This is a genomic window from Dokdonella fugitiva (genome assembly GCF_014138265.1).
In the GTDB taxonomy this organism is placed as follows: Bacteria; Pseudomonadota; Gammaproteobacteria; order Xanthomonadales; family Rhodanobacteraceae; genus Dokdonella_A; species Dokdonella_A fugitiva_A.
Window position 1 is genome coordinate 94,829 of record NZ_JACGXL010000008.1, and the last position, 19,437, is coordinate 114,265.

A 19,437-nucleotide genomic window follows, 5' to 3' on the forward strand; every position below is an offset into this window, starting at 1 on the left:
CGGTCGAAGGCGCGACGCGTACTCAGCGCGCGCACTGCGCGAGCGGCACGCGCACGACCTGCACGATGTCGCCGCTGCGCTCGTCCTGCACGAAGGCGATCGCATGCGCGTGGTCGCGCTGCACGCTGGCGGGTACCTCGAGTTCGGCATCGGCATGGCCGAGCGGGAACGGGCCGGCGAACGCGCGCACGACGTGGTCGTGCGCGAGCGTCGCGCCGCGGTTCTCGCCGCCGGTGATCGCATTGGCGAGTCCGTTCTCGGTCAGTGCGAGATACATGCGGTAGTCGCCGCGCGCGTCGGTCGTGGCCGCGTCCAGCTTCGCGTGGAGGCGCTCGCCGGGCTCGAGGTCGAGCGCGAGCGTGACGCCGCGCACGTCCGGCACCTCCGGTGGCGGCGCCTTCGGCCAGTTCTTCCATGCGCGGCCATCGACGAATACCTGCGGCGTGTAGATCTTTCCCTGCAGCGCGTGCTTCGCCGCGGCCTTCTGGCGCGCGGTGTAGCGCGCATCGGAATACGGATCGCGCCAGTCGCTGGAGTCCCAGTAGTCGACGTGGAACTCGAGCCCCGCATAGCCGGGCTTGTCGCGCAGGCTGCTGAGCCAGCGCTCCGCCGGCGGACACGAGCTGCAGCCTTCGCTGGTGTAGAGCTCGACCAGGTGTGGTCGTTCGCCGTCGGCATGCGCGACGCACGCCGCGGACGCGGGCGCGCCCGCGGCGAGCGCGATGGCGGCGGCGGGAAGCAGGGCAGTGATGCGCATCGGTCGTCCTCCGGGCCTCCGTCCAGCATAGGACGGGCGCCGTATGCAGCGGCTGCGCATTGGGCGTGCGCGCGCGACGAAACCGGTCACGAGCCATGGCCGGCGTTTACAAAAGGCGCAGAAGTAGTAGTATCAACGTACGACGATATTCGTAATATGGGTTGCCGAAGGGGCTTCGGAAGGGCAGCGTGGCGATGGGAGGTTTTCCACAACTGCTTGAATACATGGGGTTTCGTCGATTCCTCCCAAAGATTTCGCAGCGATTTCATGCGGATCTCCTGACAAACGGGATGCCGCCTCCTAGACAGGAACCACACACACCATGAGTGGAGGTCGCGTGCACATCGTCAATCAACTGCTCGGTCATGGCGCCAGCCTGGACCTGAACGCGAAGGCGACGAATGCGAGTGGCGAACTCGCGCTCAGCGTCGTCGTCGGCGGCGGCCGCGGCTGCGTGCTGAAAGCGGACGCGCCGGTCGCCGGCATCTGGATCCCGTTGCGCGGGCGGCTGCAGCTCGGCAATGGCAGCGAAGCGCTGCTGATGCCTGGCGAGGCGCGCGTCACCGAGGCGGACACGCGCCTGCATGCGGTCGGCCGCGGCAACGCCGTATGGGTCGCGCTGCTCGGCACGTTGCCGGCGTGGCGGCAGGTGCTGCACGGGCAACTCGGCGTGCCGTCGCTCGACGCGATCCTCATGCCCGCACGCCATGCCGCCGATCGCGAGCTGCGCCGCTGTGCGCTCGCGCTCGCACGTGCGGCGCAGAAGGACGACGCGGCGGCCGCGTGCGAAGCGCTGATCGATCGCATCGTCGCGCTGCAGGCCGGCTTCGCGCAGTCGATCGCCCGCTGCCCCGGCCGCACCTACGCGCAGCGCCGCCAGGTGTTCATGCGCCTGCAGCGCGTGCGCAACTACCTCGCGGCCAACTGCCACCTCGACATCGACAACGACAGCCTCGCGCGCATGGCGAACTATTCGCCGTGGCACTTCATCCGCGCGTTCCGTGCCGCGTACGAGGAGACGCCGCACGCGTACCTCGTGCGCCAGCGCCTCGAGCGCGCGCGCCGCCTGCTGCGCGCGAGCCCGCTCGCGATCGCCGAGATCGCGCTCGAAAGCGGTTTCGAGAATCGCAGCGCGTTCTCGCGCTTGTTCCGCCAGCGCTTCGGCACCACGGCCGGCGCACTGCGTCGCCAGGCCGCCGGCGGCCACTGCTGATCGCCGCTCGCGCGGCGAACTCGAAACGAAGAACGAACCGATCGCGAGGGTGCCCCGCGCACCTTCGCGATCGCGCGTGCGCGCTCTCCATGGGCATCGATTGCGGCGTCGTGACGCGTCAACCCAACACGCAATTCCAGCAACGCGGCGCGGCCGCCCACGGCAACGACGCACCTTCACGGGTTTTTAAGGTTGGACCGGAAGGCGCCGCGCGGTTGCGGCGCCTCTTCTGCTTCACGACGGGAGAATAATCATGAGAAACACACTGCTCCGTGACGCCGTCCGACGCGGTTTGCGCATGTACGGCATCGCGAGCGCGACGGCCGTGCTCGGCACCGGCGCGATCCAGGCGAACGCACAGGACAGCGGCAACAGCGGCGAAGGCCAGAAGCTCGAGACGATCACCGTGACGGGTTCGAACATCCGTCGCGTCGACATAGAGACCTCCAACCCGGTCGTCACCATCGATCGCGCCGCGATCGAGAAGACCGGCAAGCTCACGCTCGGCGACCTCGTGCAATCGCTGCCGGCAGTGACCGGCCCGAACATGAACCCGCAGGTCAACAACTCCGGCGGCACCGGCTTCTCGAGCATCGGCCTGCGCGGCCTCGGCTCGCCGCGCACGCTCGTGTTGATCAACGGCCATCGCTTCCTCAGTGGCGACCCGAATGCGATCCCGGCGAACATGGTCGAACGCATCGAAGTCCTGACCGACGGTGCCTCGTCGGTGTACGGCTCGGACGCGATCGCGGGCGTCGTCAACTTCATCCTGCGCAGCGACTACCAGGGTGCGGAGTTCACCGCCGACTACGGCATCTCCGACCACGACGACGGCACCTCGAAGGGCTACTCGTTCACCTTCGGCCAGAGCTCGGAGAAGGGCTCGATCATGGCCGGCATCAACTACAAGAAGATCGACGGCGTGGAGTCCTCGCATCGCGAGTTCTCCAAGAACGCCGTGTCGCGACTCGGCTCCGCGCACAGCCCGATCAGCACCTTCGTCGGCGGTTCGCCGTCGGCACCGTACGGCTGGATCAAGATTCCATCCGCGTTCGCCGACCTGTTCCCCGGTTGCGCGTCGGGACGCCTTGCGCGCAACCCGGGCGCGAGCGGCATGAACGTCGCGACCGATTACCACTGCTTCCTCAACTCGCCCGATGAGGCCGGCCACCCGAGCGACCTCTACAACTACGCGTCGGTCAACCTCGTCATGACGCCGCAGGAACGCACCGGCCTGTTCCTCAACGGCAACTACAAGATCACCGATTCCATCGAAGCGTATCTGTCGGTGATGCACAACAAGACCTCGGCATCGTTCCAGCTCGCGCCGGCGGTGTACGGCGCGGTCTACGGCGCGGTGGTCTCGGCGGACAGCTACTACAACCCGTTCGGCGTCGAATTCTCGCCGACGGCGGGCGACCTGTTCCGCGCGCGCCTCGAATCGCTCGGCAATCGCGCCGCGCAGAACGGCACCGCGAACGACCAGCTGTCGACCGGCTTCAAGGGTTCGTTCTCGATCTGGAACGACCAACAGTGGAACTGGGAACTCGGCCTCGACTATGGCCACGTCCACCTCAGCACGCTGACCCTCGGCCTGCCCGGACTCGACGCGCTCAACCTCGCCACCGGCCCGTCGTTCCTCGGCGACGACGGCATCGTCCACTGCGGCACTCCCGACAACGTGATTCCGGGTTGCACGCCGATGAATCCGTTCAACCTGCAGGATCCGAACAGTGTCGCCGTGCTGCGCGCGACCTCGAAGGCCGGCGTGAGCCAACTGTTCTCGAAGGAAACGGTCAAGCGCCTCGACCTCAACGGCGGCGTGTGGGAACTGCCCGCCGGCACGATGCAGCTCGCGCTCGGCTACAACTACCGCACCGAGTACACGCACTCGAACGCGGACACCGGCCTGCTCATCGACTTCAACGGCAACTGCACGCTCGGCAGCCAGTGCGCGTCCGCGCTGCAGGGCGGCTACAACGTGAAGGAAGCGTACGCCGAGCTGTTCGTGCCGATCGTCAAGGATCTGCCGTTCCTGCACGCGTTGAACTTCACCGTGGGCGACCGCTGGTCGAAGTACAACACGTTCGGCAGCACCAACAACACGAAGTTCGCGCTCGAGTGGCGCCCGATCGAAGACCTGCTGCTGCGCGGCACGGTGTCGAAGGTGTTCCGCGCGCCGACGATCACCAACATCTTCGGGGGTGCCGGGAGCAGTGCGCCGCGCATTTCGCGCGACCCGTGCGACTACTCGGGCAGTGGCGCCAACCCGAACGCGGGCAGTCCCGCTTGCGTCGGCGTGCCGGCGAACGGTCCGTTCCAGAACGAAGCCGTCGCCAACGGCTCGCAGCTCAACGCGATCGCGTCGGGCGCGGCGTTCGCGAACTTCCCGATCGGTCCGGAGAAGGGCAAGTCGTTCGACTTCGGCATCGTGTACGACCCGCACTGGCTCGAAGGCCTGTCGGTCAGCGCCGACGTCTGGCGCCTCTACCTCAACGAGAACATCACCGGCGTCGGCGCGCAGAGCGTGATCGATCTCTGCTACGCGGGCCAGCTGCAGTACTGCCCGCTGATCCGGCGCTATCAGAGCGGTGCGAGCCAGGGGCAGATCCAGACGCTGATCCAGCCGACCGGCAACCTCGGCCGCGTGGACGTGGGCGGCGTGGACTTCGCGCTGAACTACCGTCTGCCGGAGTTCTCGTTCGGCCGCTTCAACGTCGGCCTCAACGCGACCTACCTGAAGAACTACGACCTGCAGACCGCGCCGGGACTCGAGAGCAACACGGTCTACCACTACGCGGGCCACTTCATGAACTTCGGTTCGCCGCAGGCCGCGGCGTGCCCGGGTGCGGGCGGCGGCGTGTGCCTGTTCCCGCGCTGGCGCGCACAGACGACGGTGGGCTGGCAGATGGGTCCGTTCGACGCGTCGTGGGCGATGCGCTACATCCATCGCTTCCGCATGGGTTCGGCGGCGGCGTCGCAGGACACGCATCCGTGGGGTACGGGCAATCCGTCGCTCGACGGCCAGTTCCGCGATTACGGCGCGACCGTCTATCACGACATCCAGTTCGGCTACAACCTCGAATCGCTCAACACGCGCTTCGACGTCGGCGTCAACAACGTCGGTGACAAGCAGCCGCCGCTGCTGTACGCGAACAACACGCTCAATGCGAACACCGATCCGAGCGACTTCGACCTCATGGGCCGCTACTACTTCGGCCGCGTCACCGTGAAGTTCTGACCCTGGAGAGTGTCAGGCCCTCGAGCCGCGCAGTTCGCTGCGCGGCTTTTTTTTGGCCGATCGGCCACGCGGCGGCTTGCGCGCCGGGGTGGCCTCGGGGAGCATAGCCGCCCCTCCTGCCCCGACCAGCCGATGCCCTCGTCGCGCGATCCCCTGCATGCCCGCCTCGAGGAGCTGTTCAGCGCCTATGGCGCCAAGGTGCGGCGCCTGCTGCAGGGCTACGGCCTCGACAAGCAGGGCATCGACCCGGCCGACGTCGAGCAGGAAGTCCGCATCCGCCTCTGGCATGCGATGGAGCGTGACCGGTCCGGCGCCTTTCATGCGTCTTATGTCCAGAGGGTGGTCGCCAGCACGGTGATCGATGCCCTCCGGAGGGCCCAGGTACGGGCCGCCGAGCCGCTGCCGGAGACCGACGACGAGGTGTTCGACCTCGGCGAAGGCCCGGTGGGCCCGGAGCGCAGCGCTGGCGATACCGAACGGATGCAAGGCCTGGAGCGGTGCCTGGGCGAGATTCCGGAGCGAAGGCGGCTGCCGATCGCGCTCCACCTGCAGGGGTTTTCCCTGCAGGAAATCGCCGACCTGGCCGGGATTGCCTCGGTCGAGGCGGCGCGAAAACTGGTGTCGCGCGGGCTGGACGAACTCAAAGCCCGGCTGCGCGACTTGGGTTACGGTGATTTCGAAGACTGACGCCATGAACGACAGGTCGCTTTCCAGCCTCTACCGCCGCCTCTCGGCCGAGCGCCCCGCGCTGCCGGAAGCCGAACTCGGCCGCCTCCTGCGCGAACTCGAGCCGGAATCGGAAGCGCTCGCGACCGCAGTCGCCGCGCTGCGGCGCCCGGCCCATCCGGCGCGCCTTCGCGAGCATCGGTTCGCCGCCGCGCGCCGCCCGGCCGCACTGCGTTGGGTCGGCAGCCTCGCGGCGTGCTGCGCGCTCGTCGTCGGCGCCTTCGCGCTGCACGGCCACCAGGCCGCGCGCTGGAACGTGGCATCGTCGTCGAGTTCGACGCCGGCCGCGGCCGACCGCATCTTCAGCACGAACGATCGCATCTTCGCGTCGAACCTGCCGCACGAGACGGTGCGCAGCGACGAGTTGTTCAGGACGGATTTCTCCAGCGGCGGCTGACCGCGGCGTCCACCCGATGGCTCGAACGCCCGGCCCTGGCCGGGCGTTCTGCTTTACGGGCTGGCCGCCGGCCCCTCCCGGGCGGGAATGTGAACTCCATCACCGGTCGACTGCGCACTCTGGGGCGGAGCGCGGCGTCGCGCCTGCGTAGGCTGTCGATCAACGGCACCGCGGAACCGCAAGGCTCCGCCCGCCGCATCCAGCCGAAGGGAGAGACACCATGCGTTCCGTAGCCCACCAGCGCCTGCGCGAGATCCACTGGCTCAGCCATGCGGACAACTACCTCGCGCTCGTGCGCGACGCCGTGCAAAAGAACCCCGACGACGAGGAACTGCGCGAGCTCATGGCCGCGATGGAACGCGCGATGGCTGCGCAGCGCAAGCGCCGGCCGTTGCACTGACGGGCACCCTGCGTCGGGGCGCCGCATGGACGCGGCGCTCCGGCTGCCGGAGCACGCCGTCGCTCAGCCCGCGTCGACCGCGTGCGCGTGTTCGCGCGTCGCGGCGAACGTGACGCCGGGCCAGCGCTCGATCGCGAGCTGCAGGTTGACCCGCGACGGCGCGAGGTAGACGAGTTCGCCCGCCGCGTCGATCGCGAGGTTCAGCGCGTTCTTCTCGCGGAACTCCTCGAGCTTCTTCGCGTCGGCGCAGCGCACCCAGCGCGCGGTCACGACGCCGACGTTCTCGAACGCGGCCTCGACGCCGTACTCGTCCTTGAGCCGGTAGGCGACCACGTCGAACTGCAGCACGCCGACCGCGCCGAGGATGAGGTCGTTGGACATCAGCGGCCGGAAGAACTGCGTCGCGCCTTCCTCGGACAGCTGCGCGAGGCCCTTCTGCAGCGCCTTCATCTTCAGCGGGTCCTTGAGGCGCGCGCGACGGAACAGTTCCGGCGCGAAGTTCGGGATGCCCGTGAACGACAGCGCTTCGCCCGCGGTGAACGTGTCGCCGATCGAGATCGTGCCGTGGTTGTGCAGGCCGATCACGTCGCCGGGGTAGGCGGTCGCGACGATCTCGCGGTCCGAGGCCATGAACGTGAGCGCGTTGGCGATGCGCACGTCCTTGCCGGTGCGCACGTGCAGCATCTTCATGCCGGCGTCGTAGCGGCCCGAGCACACGCGCAGGAACGCGACGCGGTCGCGGTGCATCGGGTCCATGTTCGCCTGGATCTTGAACACGAAGCCGCTCAGCGCCTCCTCGTCCGGCGCGACCTCGCGCGACGTGGTCGAGCGTCCGCGTGGCGACGGCGCGTGCTCGACGAAGAAGTCGAGCAGCAGCTGCACGCCGAAGTTGTTGACCGCCGAGCCGAAGAACACCGGCGTGAGGCGCCCTGCGCGGTAAGCGTCGAGGTCGAACGGATGCGAGGCGCCGCGCACGAGCTCGAGTTCGTCGCGCAGCTCGGCGAGCGCTTCGGCACCGATGCGCTCGGCCAGCGCGGGATCGTCGAGGCCTTGGAAGATCGTCGAGTCCTGCCGCGTGAAGTTGCGGCCCTGCTCGAACACGTGCACCTCGTCGAGCAGGAGGTGGTACACGCCCTTGAGGCGCGAACCCATGCCGATCGGCCAGGTGATCGGCGCGCACGGGATCTTCAGCACCGACTCGACTTCGTCGAGCAGCTCGATCGGCGCGCGGCCTTCGCGGTCGAGCTTGTTGATGAAGGTCATGATCGGCGTGTCGCGCAGGCGGCACACGTCCATGAGCTTGATCGTGCGTTCCTCGACGCCCTTCGCGCAGTCGATCACCATCAACGCGGAGTCGACCGCGGTGAGCACGCGGTAGGTGTCCTCGGAGAAGTCCGCGTGGCCGGGCGTGTCGAGCAGGTTGACGATCTTGCCCTCGTACGGGAACTGCATCACCGACGACGTGACCGAGATGCCGCGCTCCTTCTCGAGTGCCATCCAGTCCGAGGTCGCGTGGCGCGCGGCCTTGCGCGACTTCACCGAGCCGGCCATCTGGATCGCGCCGCCGAACAGCAGCAGCTTCTCCGTGAGCGTGGTCTTGCCGGCGTCGGGGTGCGAAATGATCGCGAACGTGCGGCGACGGTGGGTTTCGGCGAGGTGGTCGGGCATGGCCGTGGAGAGGTGGTGCGGGCAAGCCCGCTAGTTTATCAGGGTCGCCGGGGATGGTTTTTTGGTGTTCCCGGCTTTCGGTGTTCCCCCTGCGGGCTCGTGCTCTTCTGCTCTCCCGCTTGCGGGAGAGGGCAGGGTGAGGGCGCTTTTACGCGTCGTTCTTTGTTCTTTGAAGCAGGCACACCTTCATTCGCGACCACCGACCGCATCCCTGCGTGTTCGGCCCGCATCCCCGCGGGCCGGTCACCTTTCTTTGCTTGCCCAAAGAAAGGTGACCCAAAGAAAGGGCACCCCGACAGCGACGCCCTCCAGGCATCCTGCCTTCCGGGTGCGTGAACGCCGGTCGGGGTTCGCCGACGGCGCCTCCTGCGCCGACGGCGAACGCGCGTGCATCCCTGCACGCGCCCCTTCGGGCTGATCCGACCGCCGTTCACCGCCACTGACGGGACCCGGAAGAGCGGCGCGCTCCGCGCGCAGAAGCCGAGCGAAGCGAAGCCATTCGGAGTGCGCCTCGCAGTTCGCGTAGGGTGGGACGAAGCGGCGCGAGAGCGTCGACGAATGGCGAGACGCACGACCGCAAGTCCCACCGGGCGCGACCGAGCGCATCGCATGCCGCGGACCGATGATCGGTGAACCAAGGCCGTTATGCCTATTCAATATATGGCGGTTTAGACGTCTAAAAGTCTATTGACTGACAGCTCCGCCGTCGCTACAGTGCGCGCCACTGCTCATCAAGACCGGTCGAGGGACAGGCCCGACGACGCCGGGGCAACCAGCGGGGCGGGGGATCGCATGATCCCGCCGTTGCGCCAGGTGCCAACTCCCGCGGGGACGCGCGACGCGCGGTCCGCCGAGAGATGGGTGGCGGCGATGCGCGGCCTTGCGGCCGGCGTATGGTCGCCTCCGTCCCCGGTTCTCCCGCGGCCCGATGGGCGCGAACGGAGAACCGCGATGAGCCTGCAGGCCGAAGCCCGATCCACCGCCGAATCCGCCTCCGCGGCGATCGCACTGCACATCGACGCGGCGTTCGACGCCGTGTTCTCGCCGTCCGCACCGTCGGTGCGCCTGGGCGAGTCCGTGCTGCGCCTGCGGCCGAAACACGCGAATGGCGTGCGCGAGGTGCGCGTGCGCTGGTCGCTGCACGGCGCCGCCGATGCGCCGCTCGTGATCGTGCAGGGCGGCATCTCGGCCGATCGTCGCGTCGCCGCGAGCGGCGGCGAAGCCGGCTGGTGGGACGACATCGTCGGCGAAGGCCGCGCGATCGACTTGCGATGTCGGCGCGTGCTGTCGATCGACTGGCTCGCCCAGGCGGATCTCGGCGACGCGCTCGCGGTGGACAGCGACGACCAGGCCGACGCGATCGCCGGCGTGCTCGACGTGCTCGGCGTGCGCCGCGCCCACGCGTACGTCGGCGCGTCGTACGGTGCGATGGTCGGCCTCGCGTTCGCCGCGCGCCACGCGCACCGTCTCGATCGCCTCGTCGCGATCGCAGGCGCGCATCGCGCGCATCCGCTCAGCATCGCCGTGCGCAACATCCAGCGCGAGGTCGTGCGCCTCGCCGCGCGCCACGGCGACGTCGCGGCCGGACTCGATCTCGCGCGCCGGCTCGCGATGACGACGTACCGCGGCGAGCGCGAGTTCGCCGAGCGTTGCGCCGATGTGCCGCGCCACGTCGACGGCCGCTTCCGCTTCGCCGAGGAAGGCTGGCTCGGCGCCGCCGGCGCGCGCTTCGCGCAGCGTTTCGACGCCGACCGCTTCCTTTCCCTGTCCGAATCGATCGACCTGCACGCGGTCGCGCCCGAGGCCGTGCGCGCGTCGACCACGCTCGTCGGCATCGCTTCCGACCGCGTCGTGCCGCTCGCCGACCTGTGCGAACTTCAGCGCCGCTGCGGCAGCGCGGCGGCCCTGCACGTGATCGATTCCCGCTACGGCCACGACGCCTTCCTCAAGGAGCCCGCGCAGATCGGCGCGCTGCTGCACGAGGCACTCGAACCCTGACGACACGGCGCGATCGACGGATCGATCGCGCGCGAAGCGACGCCGCCCCTGTCGTCGCCAGCTGCAAGCGGGCCCTCCCGGCTCGTGATCGGGGAAGGACAGGGAAGCCCTTCCCCGATCGACCCGACCCACTCCGGAGCCCGTGATGAGCCCCACGCCTTGTACCCGCGCCGTGCGCGCGGGCATCGAAACCGACACCCAGCACGGCGCCGTCGTGCCGCCGCTGCACCTCAGCACGAACTACACGTTCGAAGGCTATGGCCGCAAGCGCGCCTACGACTACTCGCGCAGCGGCAATCCGACGCGCGACCAGCTCGCCGCCGCGCTCGCCGCGCTCGAGCACGGCGCCGGAGCGGTCGTCACCGCGAGCGGCATGGCGGCGGTCGCGCTCGTGCTCGAGCTCGTGCCGGCGGGTGGCCTCGTGCTCGCCGCGCACGATTGCTACGGCGGCACCTGGCGCCTGCTCGACGCGTGGGCGAAGAAGGGGCGCTTCCGCGTGCGTTTCGCCGACCTCACCGATCCGGCCGTGCTCGCGAACGAACTCGCCGGCACGCCCGACCTCGTCTGGGTCGAGACGCCGTCCAATCCGCTGTTGCGCATCACCGACGTGCGCCACGTCGCACAGGCCGCGCACGCGGCGGGTGCGCGCTGCGTCGTCGACAACACCTTCCTGTCGCCGGCGTTGCAGCAGCCACTCGTGCTCGGCGCGGACATCGTCGTGCATTCGACCACCAAGTACATCAACGGCCACAGCGACGTGGTCGGCGGCGCGGTCGTCGCGCGCGACGCCGAGACCGCGCAGCAGCTCGCCTGGTGGGCGAACTGCCTCGGCCTCACCGGTGCGCCGTTCGACAGTTTCCTCACCCTGCGCGGCCTGCGCACGCTCGTGCCGCGCCTGCGCGCGCACGAGGACAACGCGGCGCGCATCGCCGCGCTGCTCGATGCGCACCCGCAGGTCGGCCGCGTCTACTGGCCGGGCCTGCCCGACCATCCGGGCCATGCGCTCGCCGCGCGCCAGCAGTCCGGCTTCGGCGCGATGCTCAGCTTCGAACTGCTCGGCGGCGACGAGGCGATCGCGGCGTTCCTCGACGGCCTCGACTACTTCTCGCTGGCTGAATCGCTCGGCGGTGTCGAGAGCCTGATCGCGCACCCGGCGACGATGACGCACGCGTCGATGGCGCCCGAAGCGCGCCGCAAGGCCGGCATCGGCGACGCGCTGCTGCGCGTGTCCGCGGGCATCGAGGACGGTGCCGACCTCTGCGCCGATCTCGAGGCCGCACTCGCGCGCGCGGGCGGCGCCACGCGAAAACAGGTGCGCGCATGAGCGCGTTGCCCAGGCACGCGATCGTTCCACGGGACGGGACCCCGGACGCCATCGAGGTCCCCGCGGCACACGGACGTGCCGTGCACGGTCCCGCACCCACGCAAGGCGCGCGGGATCCCGCGCGCGCCGCATCCGCGGGCGTGCGTGCGCGGACAGCCGCTGCGCGCGATGCGCACGGCACCGCGCTCGTGCTGCTCGGCACCGGCGTCGTCGGCAGCGCGCTGCTGCGCCTGCTCGCGACCCCGGCCGCGGCGGGCTTGCACCTCGTCGGCGTCGCCCATTCGCGCGCGCAGCACGTGAACGCGCGCGGCCTCGTGCCGTTGCGGGCGGCACGCCTGCTCGACGCCACACCGTCCGCGCGCAGCGACGAAACCTTGCTCGCCACGCTCGAGGCGAGCGGTGCGGCGAACCGCATCGTCGTCGACGCGACCGCGTCGGACGCGGTCGCGGCGCGCCACGCCGACTGGCTCGCGCGCGGCCACCACGTCGTCAGCGCGAACAAGGCCGTGCTCGGCGGCAGCTACGCCGCGTTCCGCGACCTGCGCCGCGCGGGCGCGTCGGGCAACGCGGTCTACGGCGACGCGGCGACGGTCGGCGCCGGCCTGCCGGTGCTGTCGACGCTGCGCCGCCTGCGCGACTGCGGCGATCGCCTCGTCGCGCTCGAAGGCGTGTTCTCCGGCACGTTGTCGTGGCTGTTCAATCACTACGACGGCAGCCGGCCGTTCTCGCACCTCGTGCGCGAAGCGCGCACGCTCGGCTACACCGAGCCCGATCCGCGCATCGACCTCGGCGGCACCGACGTCGCGCGCAAGCTGCTCATCCTCGCGCGCAGCGCGGGCCATGCGATCGACACCGACGACGTCGTCATCGAGAGCCTCGTCCCCGATGCGCTGCGCGACGTCGACGTCGCGACGTTCCTGATCCGCCTCGGCGAGTTCGACGGCGCGCTCGAGGCGCGGCGCGCACGCGCCGCAGCGGCGGGCCGCGTGCTGCGCTATCTCGCGCGCGTCGACGACGGTGGCGTCGCGCGCGTCGGCCTCGCCGAAGTGGAGCGCGCGCATCCCGCGGCGCGCCTCGCCGGCACCGACAACCTGTTCGCGCTGACGACGTCGCGCTATCGCGCGCAGCCGCTCGTGATCAGCGGCCCGGGTGCGGGGCCCGAGGTGACTGCGCAGGCGCTGCTCGGCGACCTGATCGCGATTCGCGAACGCGCCGCGCATCCTTGACGCGGCGTTCAGGCGCACGCCGCCCGGCCCGGAACCTAGCGGCGGCCACTTCCGCCTGTTGACCGAGAACGAATCGGAGTGCGTCGCCCGCGCAGGCGCGCGGCGCTACACGACAGGACCCCGGACGCGTGCATCCACTTGGCGCCGGCGCCCGTATGGGTGAGCGATGACCGCCACCATCGTCCCGACCGCCGCGTACCGCTCACGGCCAGCGCCCGGTGCTCGTCGAGCGACATGGACGCCATGACGTCGTGGAAGGCGGCGCCAGCGTGGCGTGAGGGCACGTGGTGTTCACGCGGTTCGTGCACCTGCAGCTGCGGATGCGAAGCACATCCACCCGCCGCAGCAGCGGACGCATAGTGAGGCGCCCAATGGATTCGACACCGACTGACAATGGGACCGACGTGTTGCTGGCCCGCGTCGCCACGCGCGATCGGAGCGCGTTCGAACGGCTGTACCGGTCGACGTCCTCGACCCTGTTCGCGATCTGCCTGCGCGTGCTGCCCAACCGGAGCGAGGCCGAGGACGTGCTGCAGGAGGTGTACGTGCTCGTGTGGAACAAGGCGCCCCAGTTCGACGCAGGGCGCGCGAGCGCGCTCGCATGGCTCGCGTCGATCGCGCGCCATCGCGCGATCGACCGGCTGCGTTCGGGCGCCGCCGAGGGTCGCGCGAGCGTGGAGTTGCCGGAAGACCTGCGCGACCCGACGCCGTCGCCGGCGGATCGCGCCGAGGCCACGAACGTGGGGGCGCGGCTGGAGCATTGCATGGAGCGACTCGACGAACGGCGCAGGTCGCTCGTGCGCACCGCATTCTTCGAGGCCGCGACGTACGAGGAGCTCGCGCGCCGCATCGGCGCTCCCCTGGGTTCGGTGAAGAGCTGGATCCGTCGCAGCCTGCTGCAGCTACGCGCGTGCCTGGACCCATGAACAGCCCTGTCGGCGACTTCGACGACGGCGGCCATTCGCACGGCGACGACATGCGCGCGGGCGAGTACGTGCTCGGCGTGCTCGACGGCTTCGAGCGTCGTCGCGTGCAGCGGAGGATCGACGTCGAGCCCGCGTTCGCGCGCCTCGTGGCCGAATGGGAGCGCCGGTTGGCGGCGTGGACGCTGCACGCCGCGGCGGTGGAGCCGCCGGCGCACGTGTGGCCGGGCGTGCGCGCCCGGCTTGGCTGGAGTGCCGATGCCCTCGGCCGCGTCCGCGCGTGGAACAGCGTCGGATTCTGGCGCGGTGCGGCGGTCGTCGCGCTCGCGGCGGGCATCGCCGCGTTCATCGTCGGGCGGATCGGGACGCCCCCGGCCGGCGTCGCCCCGACGAGCGGACCGGCGGCGCTGGGCCCGGTCACCGTGCTCGCCGCCGACGACGGTTCGACCGGCTGGCTTGCTTCGATCGATGTCGCGAAGGGCACGATGCTCGTGGTTCCGGTGCCCAGGCCGGTCGCCACCGATGGCCGCGTCCCCGAGCTCTGGCTGATTCCGCCCGGCCAAGCGCCCCGATCGCTCGGCTTCGTTTCGAACGAGAAGCCGCTCGTGATCAGCGTGCCGCCCACGCTGCTGCGTCAGGTCGCGGTCGGCGCCACGCTCGCGATATCGCTCGAGCTGCCGTCGGCGATGCCGCACGCGGCACCGAGCGGCGCGATCGTCGCCAAGGGCGGCATCCGCACCATCTGACCCACGCGCGCCGCGATCGCGTCCGCCGGCCGCGCGATCCGGCTCCTGGCGCGCCTGGCCCTGCGCGTCGGCGCCGCACGGCGCCGTAGGCTTCCCGACACGATCGTTTCGACAGGCGTGCATCCGCCGCCGCTCTGGCCTCGTAGGGCTCGTTGCAGCATCGACGACTGCGCCAAGGACCGATCCCATGAATCCGATTCGCTTCCGCACCTCCCTCGCGGCGGGGCTCGCCGCGGCCCTCGCCGCACTCGCCGCGTCACCCGAGGGCGCGATCGCCTCGAGCCACCGCGAAGCCCCCGCGATCACCCAGTATCCGAAGGTGGACGGCACCGACCTCTACGTGTTCCGCAGTTACGAGCCCGGGCGCAGCGCTTTCGTCACGATCATCGCCAACTACGTTCCCCTGCAGGATGCGTACGGCGGACCCAACTACTTCACGATGGATCCCGACGCGCTCTACGAAATCCACATCGACAACAACGGCGACGCCAAGGAGGACCTGACCTACCAGTTCAAGTTCGCGTACGACCTCAAGGACATCCAGCTCAACATCGGCGGGAGGAGCGTGGGCATCCCGCTGCGCAACGCGGGCCAGGTGACCGCGGACAATTCCGATGCCCGCAACGACGCCGAGACGTACACCGTCAACCTCATCCGGGGTGCCCGCCGCCAACCGCCCGACGTGGCCGGCGCGGTGTCCAACGCCGACGGCGGCGGCACCGCGTTCGCCAAGCCGATCGACAACATCGGCACCAAGTCGCTGCCCGACTACGTCGCCTACGCGAAGCGCCACGTGTATGCGGTGAACGTGCCCGGCTGCAGCACGCCCGGGCGCATGTTCGTCGGCCAGCGCCGCGAGGGTTTCGGCGTGAACCTCGGCGAGATCTTCGACCTCGTCAACATCCCGACCGCGCGCGTGGTCGGCAGCCGTTCGGGGTCGACCAATGCGACCGCCGGCAAGAACATCACGTCGCTCGCGCTCGAGTTGCCGATCGCGTGCGTGACGGGTGCCGGCGAACCCGTCATCGGCGTCTGGACCACGGCCAGCCTGCCGCGCACGCGCCTGGTCGGCAACGAGCCGCTGCGTCGCATCGTGGTGGACCGCAACTTCGTCCAGGTTTCGCGTCTGGGCATGCCGCTCGTCAACGAAATCGTCATCGGCCTGAAGGACAAGGACGCGTTCAACGCGAGCGAGCCGAAGGACGACGCGCAGTTCCTCACCTACGTGACGAACCCGACGTTGCCGGCGCTGCTCGAAGTGCTTTTCGGCGCGGATGGCGTGATGGCACCCAGCGTGTTCCCGCGTGCGGACCTCGTCGCCGCCTTCCTCACGGGCGTGCCGAACGTGAACCAGCCGCACAATGGTGCGCCGTCGGAAATGATCCGTCTCAACACGGCGCTGCCGGTCACGCCCAAGGGCAGCCAGAACAGCCTCGGCGCGGCGGCATGCTTCGTCGACGGCGTGCTCACGCTCACCAACCCGGGTTGCGATCCGGCGGGCTTCCCGAACGGTCGCCGTCCCGGCGACGACGTGGTCGACATCGAGTTGCGCGTCGCGATGGGCGTGCTCCTGCCGCCGGGCGCGGGCAAGCCGCCGAGTGCGAACCTGCCGTACACCGATGGCGTGCTGGTCGAGGACAGCCAGTTCGACGCGACGTTCCCGTACCTGACGACGCCGCTGCCGGGATCGCCGAACGGGTCCAACGGCCTGCCGGCCAATCCTCCCGCACCCTGAGCGACGTGGCGCCGCGACGCGACGTCGCGGCGCCTCGGGGTACTAGCCGCCATGCCGACCTTGCGTGCCATCGCACCGACCCTCGTGTCCGCCGCGCTCTTCGCCGCGTCGGCGGTGCGCGCCGAGCCCTACGTACCCACGAACGACGCGCAGGTGATCGAACGATTGCCGGGCGGCACCGACGCGCGCGGCGATCGCGCGATGCGCGCGATGCGTGCGTTGCTCGCGCGCAGGCCTGCGGACCTCGACGTCGCCGTGCGCTTCGCGCAGGCGTGCGTCGATCGCGCCAAGGCCTTGTCCGACCCGAGGCCGCTCGGCCAGGCGCAGGCCGCACTGTCGCCCTGGTGGGACGCGCCGGATCCACCCGTGCCCGTGCTGCTGCTGCGCGCGACGATCCGCCAGCGTTCGCACGCGTTCGAGCCCGCGCTCGCGGATCTCGATCGCGTCGTCGCGCGCGAGCCGAGCAACGCGCAGGCATGGCTCATCCGGGCCGACGTGCAACTGGTCAGCGGCGACCATGACGGCGCGCGCGCGAGTTGCGCGCATCTCGAGGGAATCATCGCCACGCTCTGCGTCGCGCCGATCGATGGCGTCGATGGCGCGTCGGCGTCGGCGCACGCGTCGATCTCGGTGATCCTCGACGGCCCGGCGATCACGCGTGACGAGCGCCTGCGTGCATGGGCGAGCACGCTCGCGGCCGAACTCGACGAACGACTCGGCCGCACCGCCGACGCCGAAGCGCGCTATCGCGCCAGCCTCGCGATCGATCCGTTCGATGCCTACACGGTGGCCGCCTACGCGGACTTCCTTCTCGACGAGGGGCGTCCGCAGGACGTCGTCGCGCTGATCGCCGCCGATACGCCCGTCGACAACCTGCTGCTGCGGCGCGCGCAGGCCGAGCACCGCCTGCGCAGCGCGGACGCCGCGCGCAGCCGCGCCGCGCTCGCGGAACGCTTCGCTGCACTGCACGCGCGCGGCGATCGCGTGCATCTGCGCGAGGAAGCGCGCTACGTGCTCGAGCTGAAAGGCGATGCGGACGCTGCGCTCGAGCTCGCGCTCGAGAACTGGTCGGTGCAGAAGGAACCGCTCGACGCACGCATCGCACTCGAGAGCGCGCTGGCCGCGGGGCGGGCGCGCGACGTCGTGGTCATCGCCGACTGGGTCGTGCGCACGCGCCTGGAGGGCGCGCGCATCGCCGAGCTCGTACGCCGGGTCCGCGCATCGTGAAGGGCGTCGTCCTCGCGCTCGCCCTCCTCGGCATCGGCCACGCCGTGTGCGCCGATGCGCACAAGCCGAGCGACAGCTACCTGACGCTGGCCGTGCACGACGGCGTCGTGCGCGGCCATTGGGACATCGCGCTGCGCGACCTCGACCTCGTGCTCGACCTCGATCGCGACGGCGACCGGCGCCTCACGTGGGGGGAGATCCGCACGCGCGAGACCGACATCGACGCCTACCTCGCGTCGCGCCTCGCGCTCTCCATCGGCGATGCCGCCTGCCCGCTCGACGTCGCCGGACACGCCATCGACCACCACAGCGATGGTGCTTACGTCGTCGTGGGACTGTCGGCGTCGTGTCCGCGTGCGATCGACGCGCTCACACTGGACTACCGACTGCTGTTCGACGTCGACGCGCAGCACCGCGGCCTGCTCAAGCTGGCGGCGGGCGAGGGGGGCGATACCACCCGGGCGGCCGTGTTCGATCGCGACCATCGGCGCCAGGCCTTCACGCTCGCCGGCACCGACGCGGGGTCCGCGCTCCGCAGCTTCGTACGCGACGGCATCGTCCACATCGCGACCGGCTACGACCACATCCTGTTCCTCGTGGCGCTGCTGCTTCCGGCCGTGCTCGGCCGGCAAGGCCGCCGCTGGAGCGCGGTGCCGCGGTTGTCCGTCGCGTTGCGCAACGTCGCCGCGACGGTCACCGCGTTCACGGTCGCGCACTCGATCACGCTGAGCCTCGCGACGCTGCACGTCGTGATGCTCCCGGCGCGATTCACCGAATCGATGATCGCGCTGTCGGTCCTCGTCACCGCGATCGACAATCTCGTGCCGATCCTGCCTGCACGTCGGTGGCTCGTCGCCTTCGCGTTCGGCCTCATCCACGGCTTCGGCTTCGCCAGCGTGCTGCGCGATCTCGACCTTTCCGGCGCGATGCTCGCGCTGTCGCTGTTCGGGTTCAACGCCGGCGTCGAACTCGGCCAGCTCGCCCTCGTCGCGCTCATCGTCCCGGTCGCGTACCTCGCGCGTTCGCTTCGCAGCTACCAGCTCGGCGTGGTCGGCGGCGGTTCCGTCGCGATCGCGATGCTCGCGCTGGGCTGGCTCGTGGAGCGCAGCCTCGATCTCAAGCTCATGCCGTTCTAGTGCGTCACCACCCCCCGTCGACTCGCCGCCGCCCACCAAGGAGACTGCCATGACCATCCGCATCGCCCGTTTCGCATTTCCCACCCTCGCCCTCCTCGCGAGCGCGGGCGCGCACGCACAGGCGTACGTCGGCGCGAGCGTCGGCCGCTCGTCGATCGACATTGATCGCGCCGCGCGCTCGGACGCGTTCCTCGACCTCGGCTTCGACGGCGCACACACCACGGTGGACGATGCCGACACCGCATACCGCGTCTATGGCGGCTACTTCTTCCTGCCCTACGTGGGAATGGAACTCGCCTACGTCGACCTCGGCCGGTTTTCGTTCCGCACCGACGTGCAGCCGACCGGTTCGCTCGTCGGCCGCACGCGCATCCATGGCGGCGAGGCGAGCATCGTCGGCCGTTTGCCGATCGGCGACGCCTTCGCCGTCTACGCGCGTGCGGGCGCCTACGCGGCGCGCGTGCGCACGCGCTACAGCGGCAGCGGATCGGTCACGGTGATCGACGGCGCGGAGCAGCAGGCCAAGCGCACCACGAAAGCGGCCTATGCGATCGGCGCGATCTATGCGTTCAACCCGCATTGGATCGCCCGCGTGGAGTGGGCCCGCTACGATGGACTCGGCGATGAACTCACCGGCGGCAGCACGGACGCAAACATCGCGTCGGTCGGCGTCGCCTATGCGTTCTGAGCGGCGCGATCGCGCCGCGTGGACCGCGGTCA

Annotated in this window: 16 protein-coding genes and 1 riboswitch; of the genes, 14 read left to right on the plus strand and 2 right to left on the minus strand. The window is 70.1% G+C overall.

Annotation, left to right across the window (positions count from 1 at the left end):
• Positions 1–22: 22 nt before the first annotated feature.
• Positions 23–757: a DUF1223 domain-containing protein gene (locus FHW12_RS19900; RefSeq protein WP_182532817.1), complete on the minus strand. Its 735-nt coding sequence runs from the start codon at positions 755–757 to the stop codon at positions 23–25.
• Between the two features lie 337 nt (positions 758–1,094).
• Between FHW12_RS19900 and FHW12_RS21690 the strand changes: the two genes are divergently transcribed.
• From FHW12_RS21690 to FHW12_RS19925, 5 genes are all read left to right on the plus strand, one after another.
• Positions 1,095–1,970 (plus strand): helix-turn-helix transcriptional regulator, encoded by an 876-nt coding sequence (locus tag FHW12_RS21690; RefSeq protein WP_182532818.1) that lies wholly within the window; start codon positions 1,095–1,097, stop codon positions 1,968–1,970.
• A 253-nt stretch (positions 1,971–2,223) separates the two neighbouring features.
• Positions 2,224–5,211, plus strand: a complete 2,988-nt coding sequence (locus tag FHW12_RS19910) for a TonB-dependent receptor plug domain-containing protein (RefSeq protein WP_182532819.1) — start codon at positions 2,224–2,226, stop codon at positions 5,209–5,211.
• A 132-nt stretch (positions 5,212–5,343) separates the two neighbouring features.
• Positions 5,344–5,898 (plus strand): RNA polymerase sigma factor, encoded by a 555-nt coding sequence (locus FHW12_RS19915; protein ID WP_182532820.1) that lies wholly within the window; start codon positions 5,344–5,346, stop codon positions 5,896–5,898.
• A 4-nt stretch (positions 5,899–5,902) separates the two neighbouring features.
• Positions 5,903–6,334: a hypothetical protein gene (locus FHW12_RS19920; protein WP_182532821.1), complete on the plus strand. Its 432-nt coding sequence runs from the start codon at positions 5,903–5,905 to the stop codon at positions 6,332–6,334.
• A 220-nt stretch (positions 6,335–6,554) separates the two neighbouring features.
• Entirely contained in the window at positions 6,555–6,734 is a 180-nt protein-coding gene (locus FHW12_RS19925; RefSeq protein ID WP_182532822.1) for a hypothetical protein, read from the plus strand.
• A 63-nt stretch (positions 6,735–6,797) separates the two neighbouring features.
• Here the strand turns inward: FHW12_RS19925 and FHW12_RS19930 are convergent, their stop codons facing one another.
• Positions 6,798–8,402: a peptide chain release factor 3 gene (locus tag FHW12_RS19930; RefSeq protein ID WP_182532823.1), complete on the minus strand. Its 1,605-nt coding sequence runs from the start codon at positions 8,400–8,402 to the stop codon at positions 6,798–6,800.
• A 725-nt stretch (positions 8,403–9,127) separates the two neighbouring features.
• Positions 9,128–9,266: riboswitch (SAM riboswitch) on the plus strand.
• Between the two features lie 87 nt (positions 9,267–9,353).
• Between FHW12_RS19930 and metX the strand changes: the two genes are divergently transcribed.
• The 9 genes from metX to FHW12_RS19970 all read left to right on the plus strand — a co-directional run bounded on the left by metX (position 9,354) and on the right by FHW12_RS19970 (position 19,405).
• Positions 9,354–10,400: a homoserine O-succinyltransferase MetX gene (metX, locus tag FHW12_RS19935; protein WP_182532824.1), complete on the plus strand. Its 1,047-nt coding sequence runs from the start codon at positions 9,354–9,356 to the stop codon at positions 10,398–10,400.
• A 145-nt stretch (positions 10,401–10,545) separates the two neighbouring features.
• Entirely contained in the window at positions 10,546–11,724 is a 1,179-nt protein-coding gene (metB, locus tag FHW12_RS19940) for a cystathionine gamma-synthase (protein WP_182532825.1), read from the plus strand.
• Between the two features lie 140 nt (positions 11,725–11,864).
• The gene (locus FHW12_RS19945) at positions 11,865–12,950 is read left to right on the plus strand and encodes a homoserine dehydrogenase (RefSeq protein WP_310735303.1); all 1,086 of its coding nucleotides are present in this window, start codon (positions 11,865–11,867) and stop codon (positions 12,948–12,950) included.
• A 371-nt stretch (positions 12,951–13,321) separates the two neighbouring features.
• Positions 13,322–13,876, plus strand: coding sequence for a sigma-70 family RNA polymerase sigma factor (locus FHW12_RS19950; RefSeq protein ID WP_182532958.1), 555 nt, complete (start codon positions 13,322–13,324; stop codon positions 13,874–13,876).
• The gene (locus tag FHW12_RS19955) at positions 13,873–14,619 is read left to right on the plus strand and encodes an anti-sigma factor (protein ID WP_182532827.1); all 747 of its coding nucleotides are present in this window, start codon (positions 13,873–13,875) and stop codon (positions 14,617–14,619) included. The genes FHW12_RS19950 and FHW12_RS19955 overlap by 4 nt, the downstream gene beginning before the upstream one ends.
• Before the next feature lie 187 nt (positions 14,620–14,806).
• Positions 14,807–16,354 carry a DUF4331 domain-containing protein gene (locus FHW12_RS19960; RefSeq protein WP_182532828.1) on the plus strand — a complete coding sequence of 516 codons (1,548 nt, stop codon included), beginning with the start codon at positions 14,807–14,809 and terminating at the stop codon, positions 16,352–16,354.
• 51 nt (positions 16,355–16,405) lie between these two features.
• Positions 16,406–17,581 (plus strand): tetratricopeptide repeat protein, encoded by a 1,176-nt coding sequence (locus FHW12_RS21115; protein ID WP_220484575.1) that lies wholly within the window; start codon positions 16,406–16,408, stop codon positions 17,579–17,581.
• On the plus strand, positions 17,578–18,717 hold the full coding sequence (locus tag FHW12_RS21695) for a HupE/UreJ family protein (protein WP_220484576.1): 1,140 nt from the start codon (positions 17,578–17,580) through the stop codon (positions 18,715–18,717). Before FHW12_RS21115 ends, FHW12_RS21695 begins: the two co-directional genes overlap by 4 nt.
• Positions 18,718–18,766: 49 nt before the next feature.
• Positions 18,767–19,405, plus strand: coding sequence for an outer membrane beta-barrel protein (locus tag FHW12_RS19970; protein ID WP_182532830.1), 639 nt, complete (start codon positions 18,767–18,769; stop codon positions 19,403–19,405).
• The last annotated feature ends 32 nt before the right edge of the window (positions 19,406–19,437 follow it).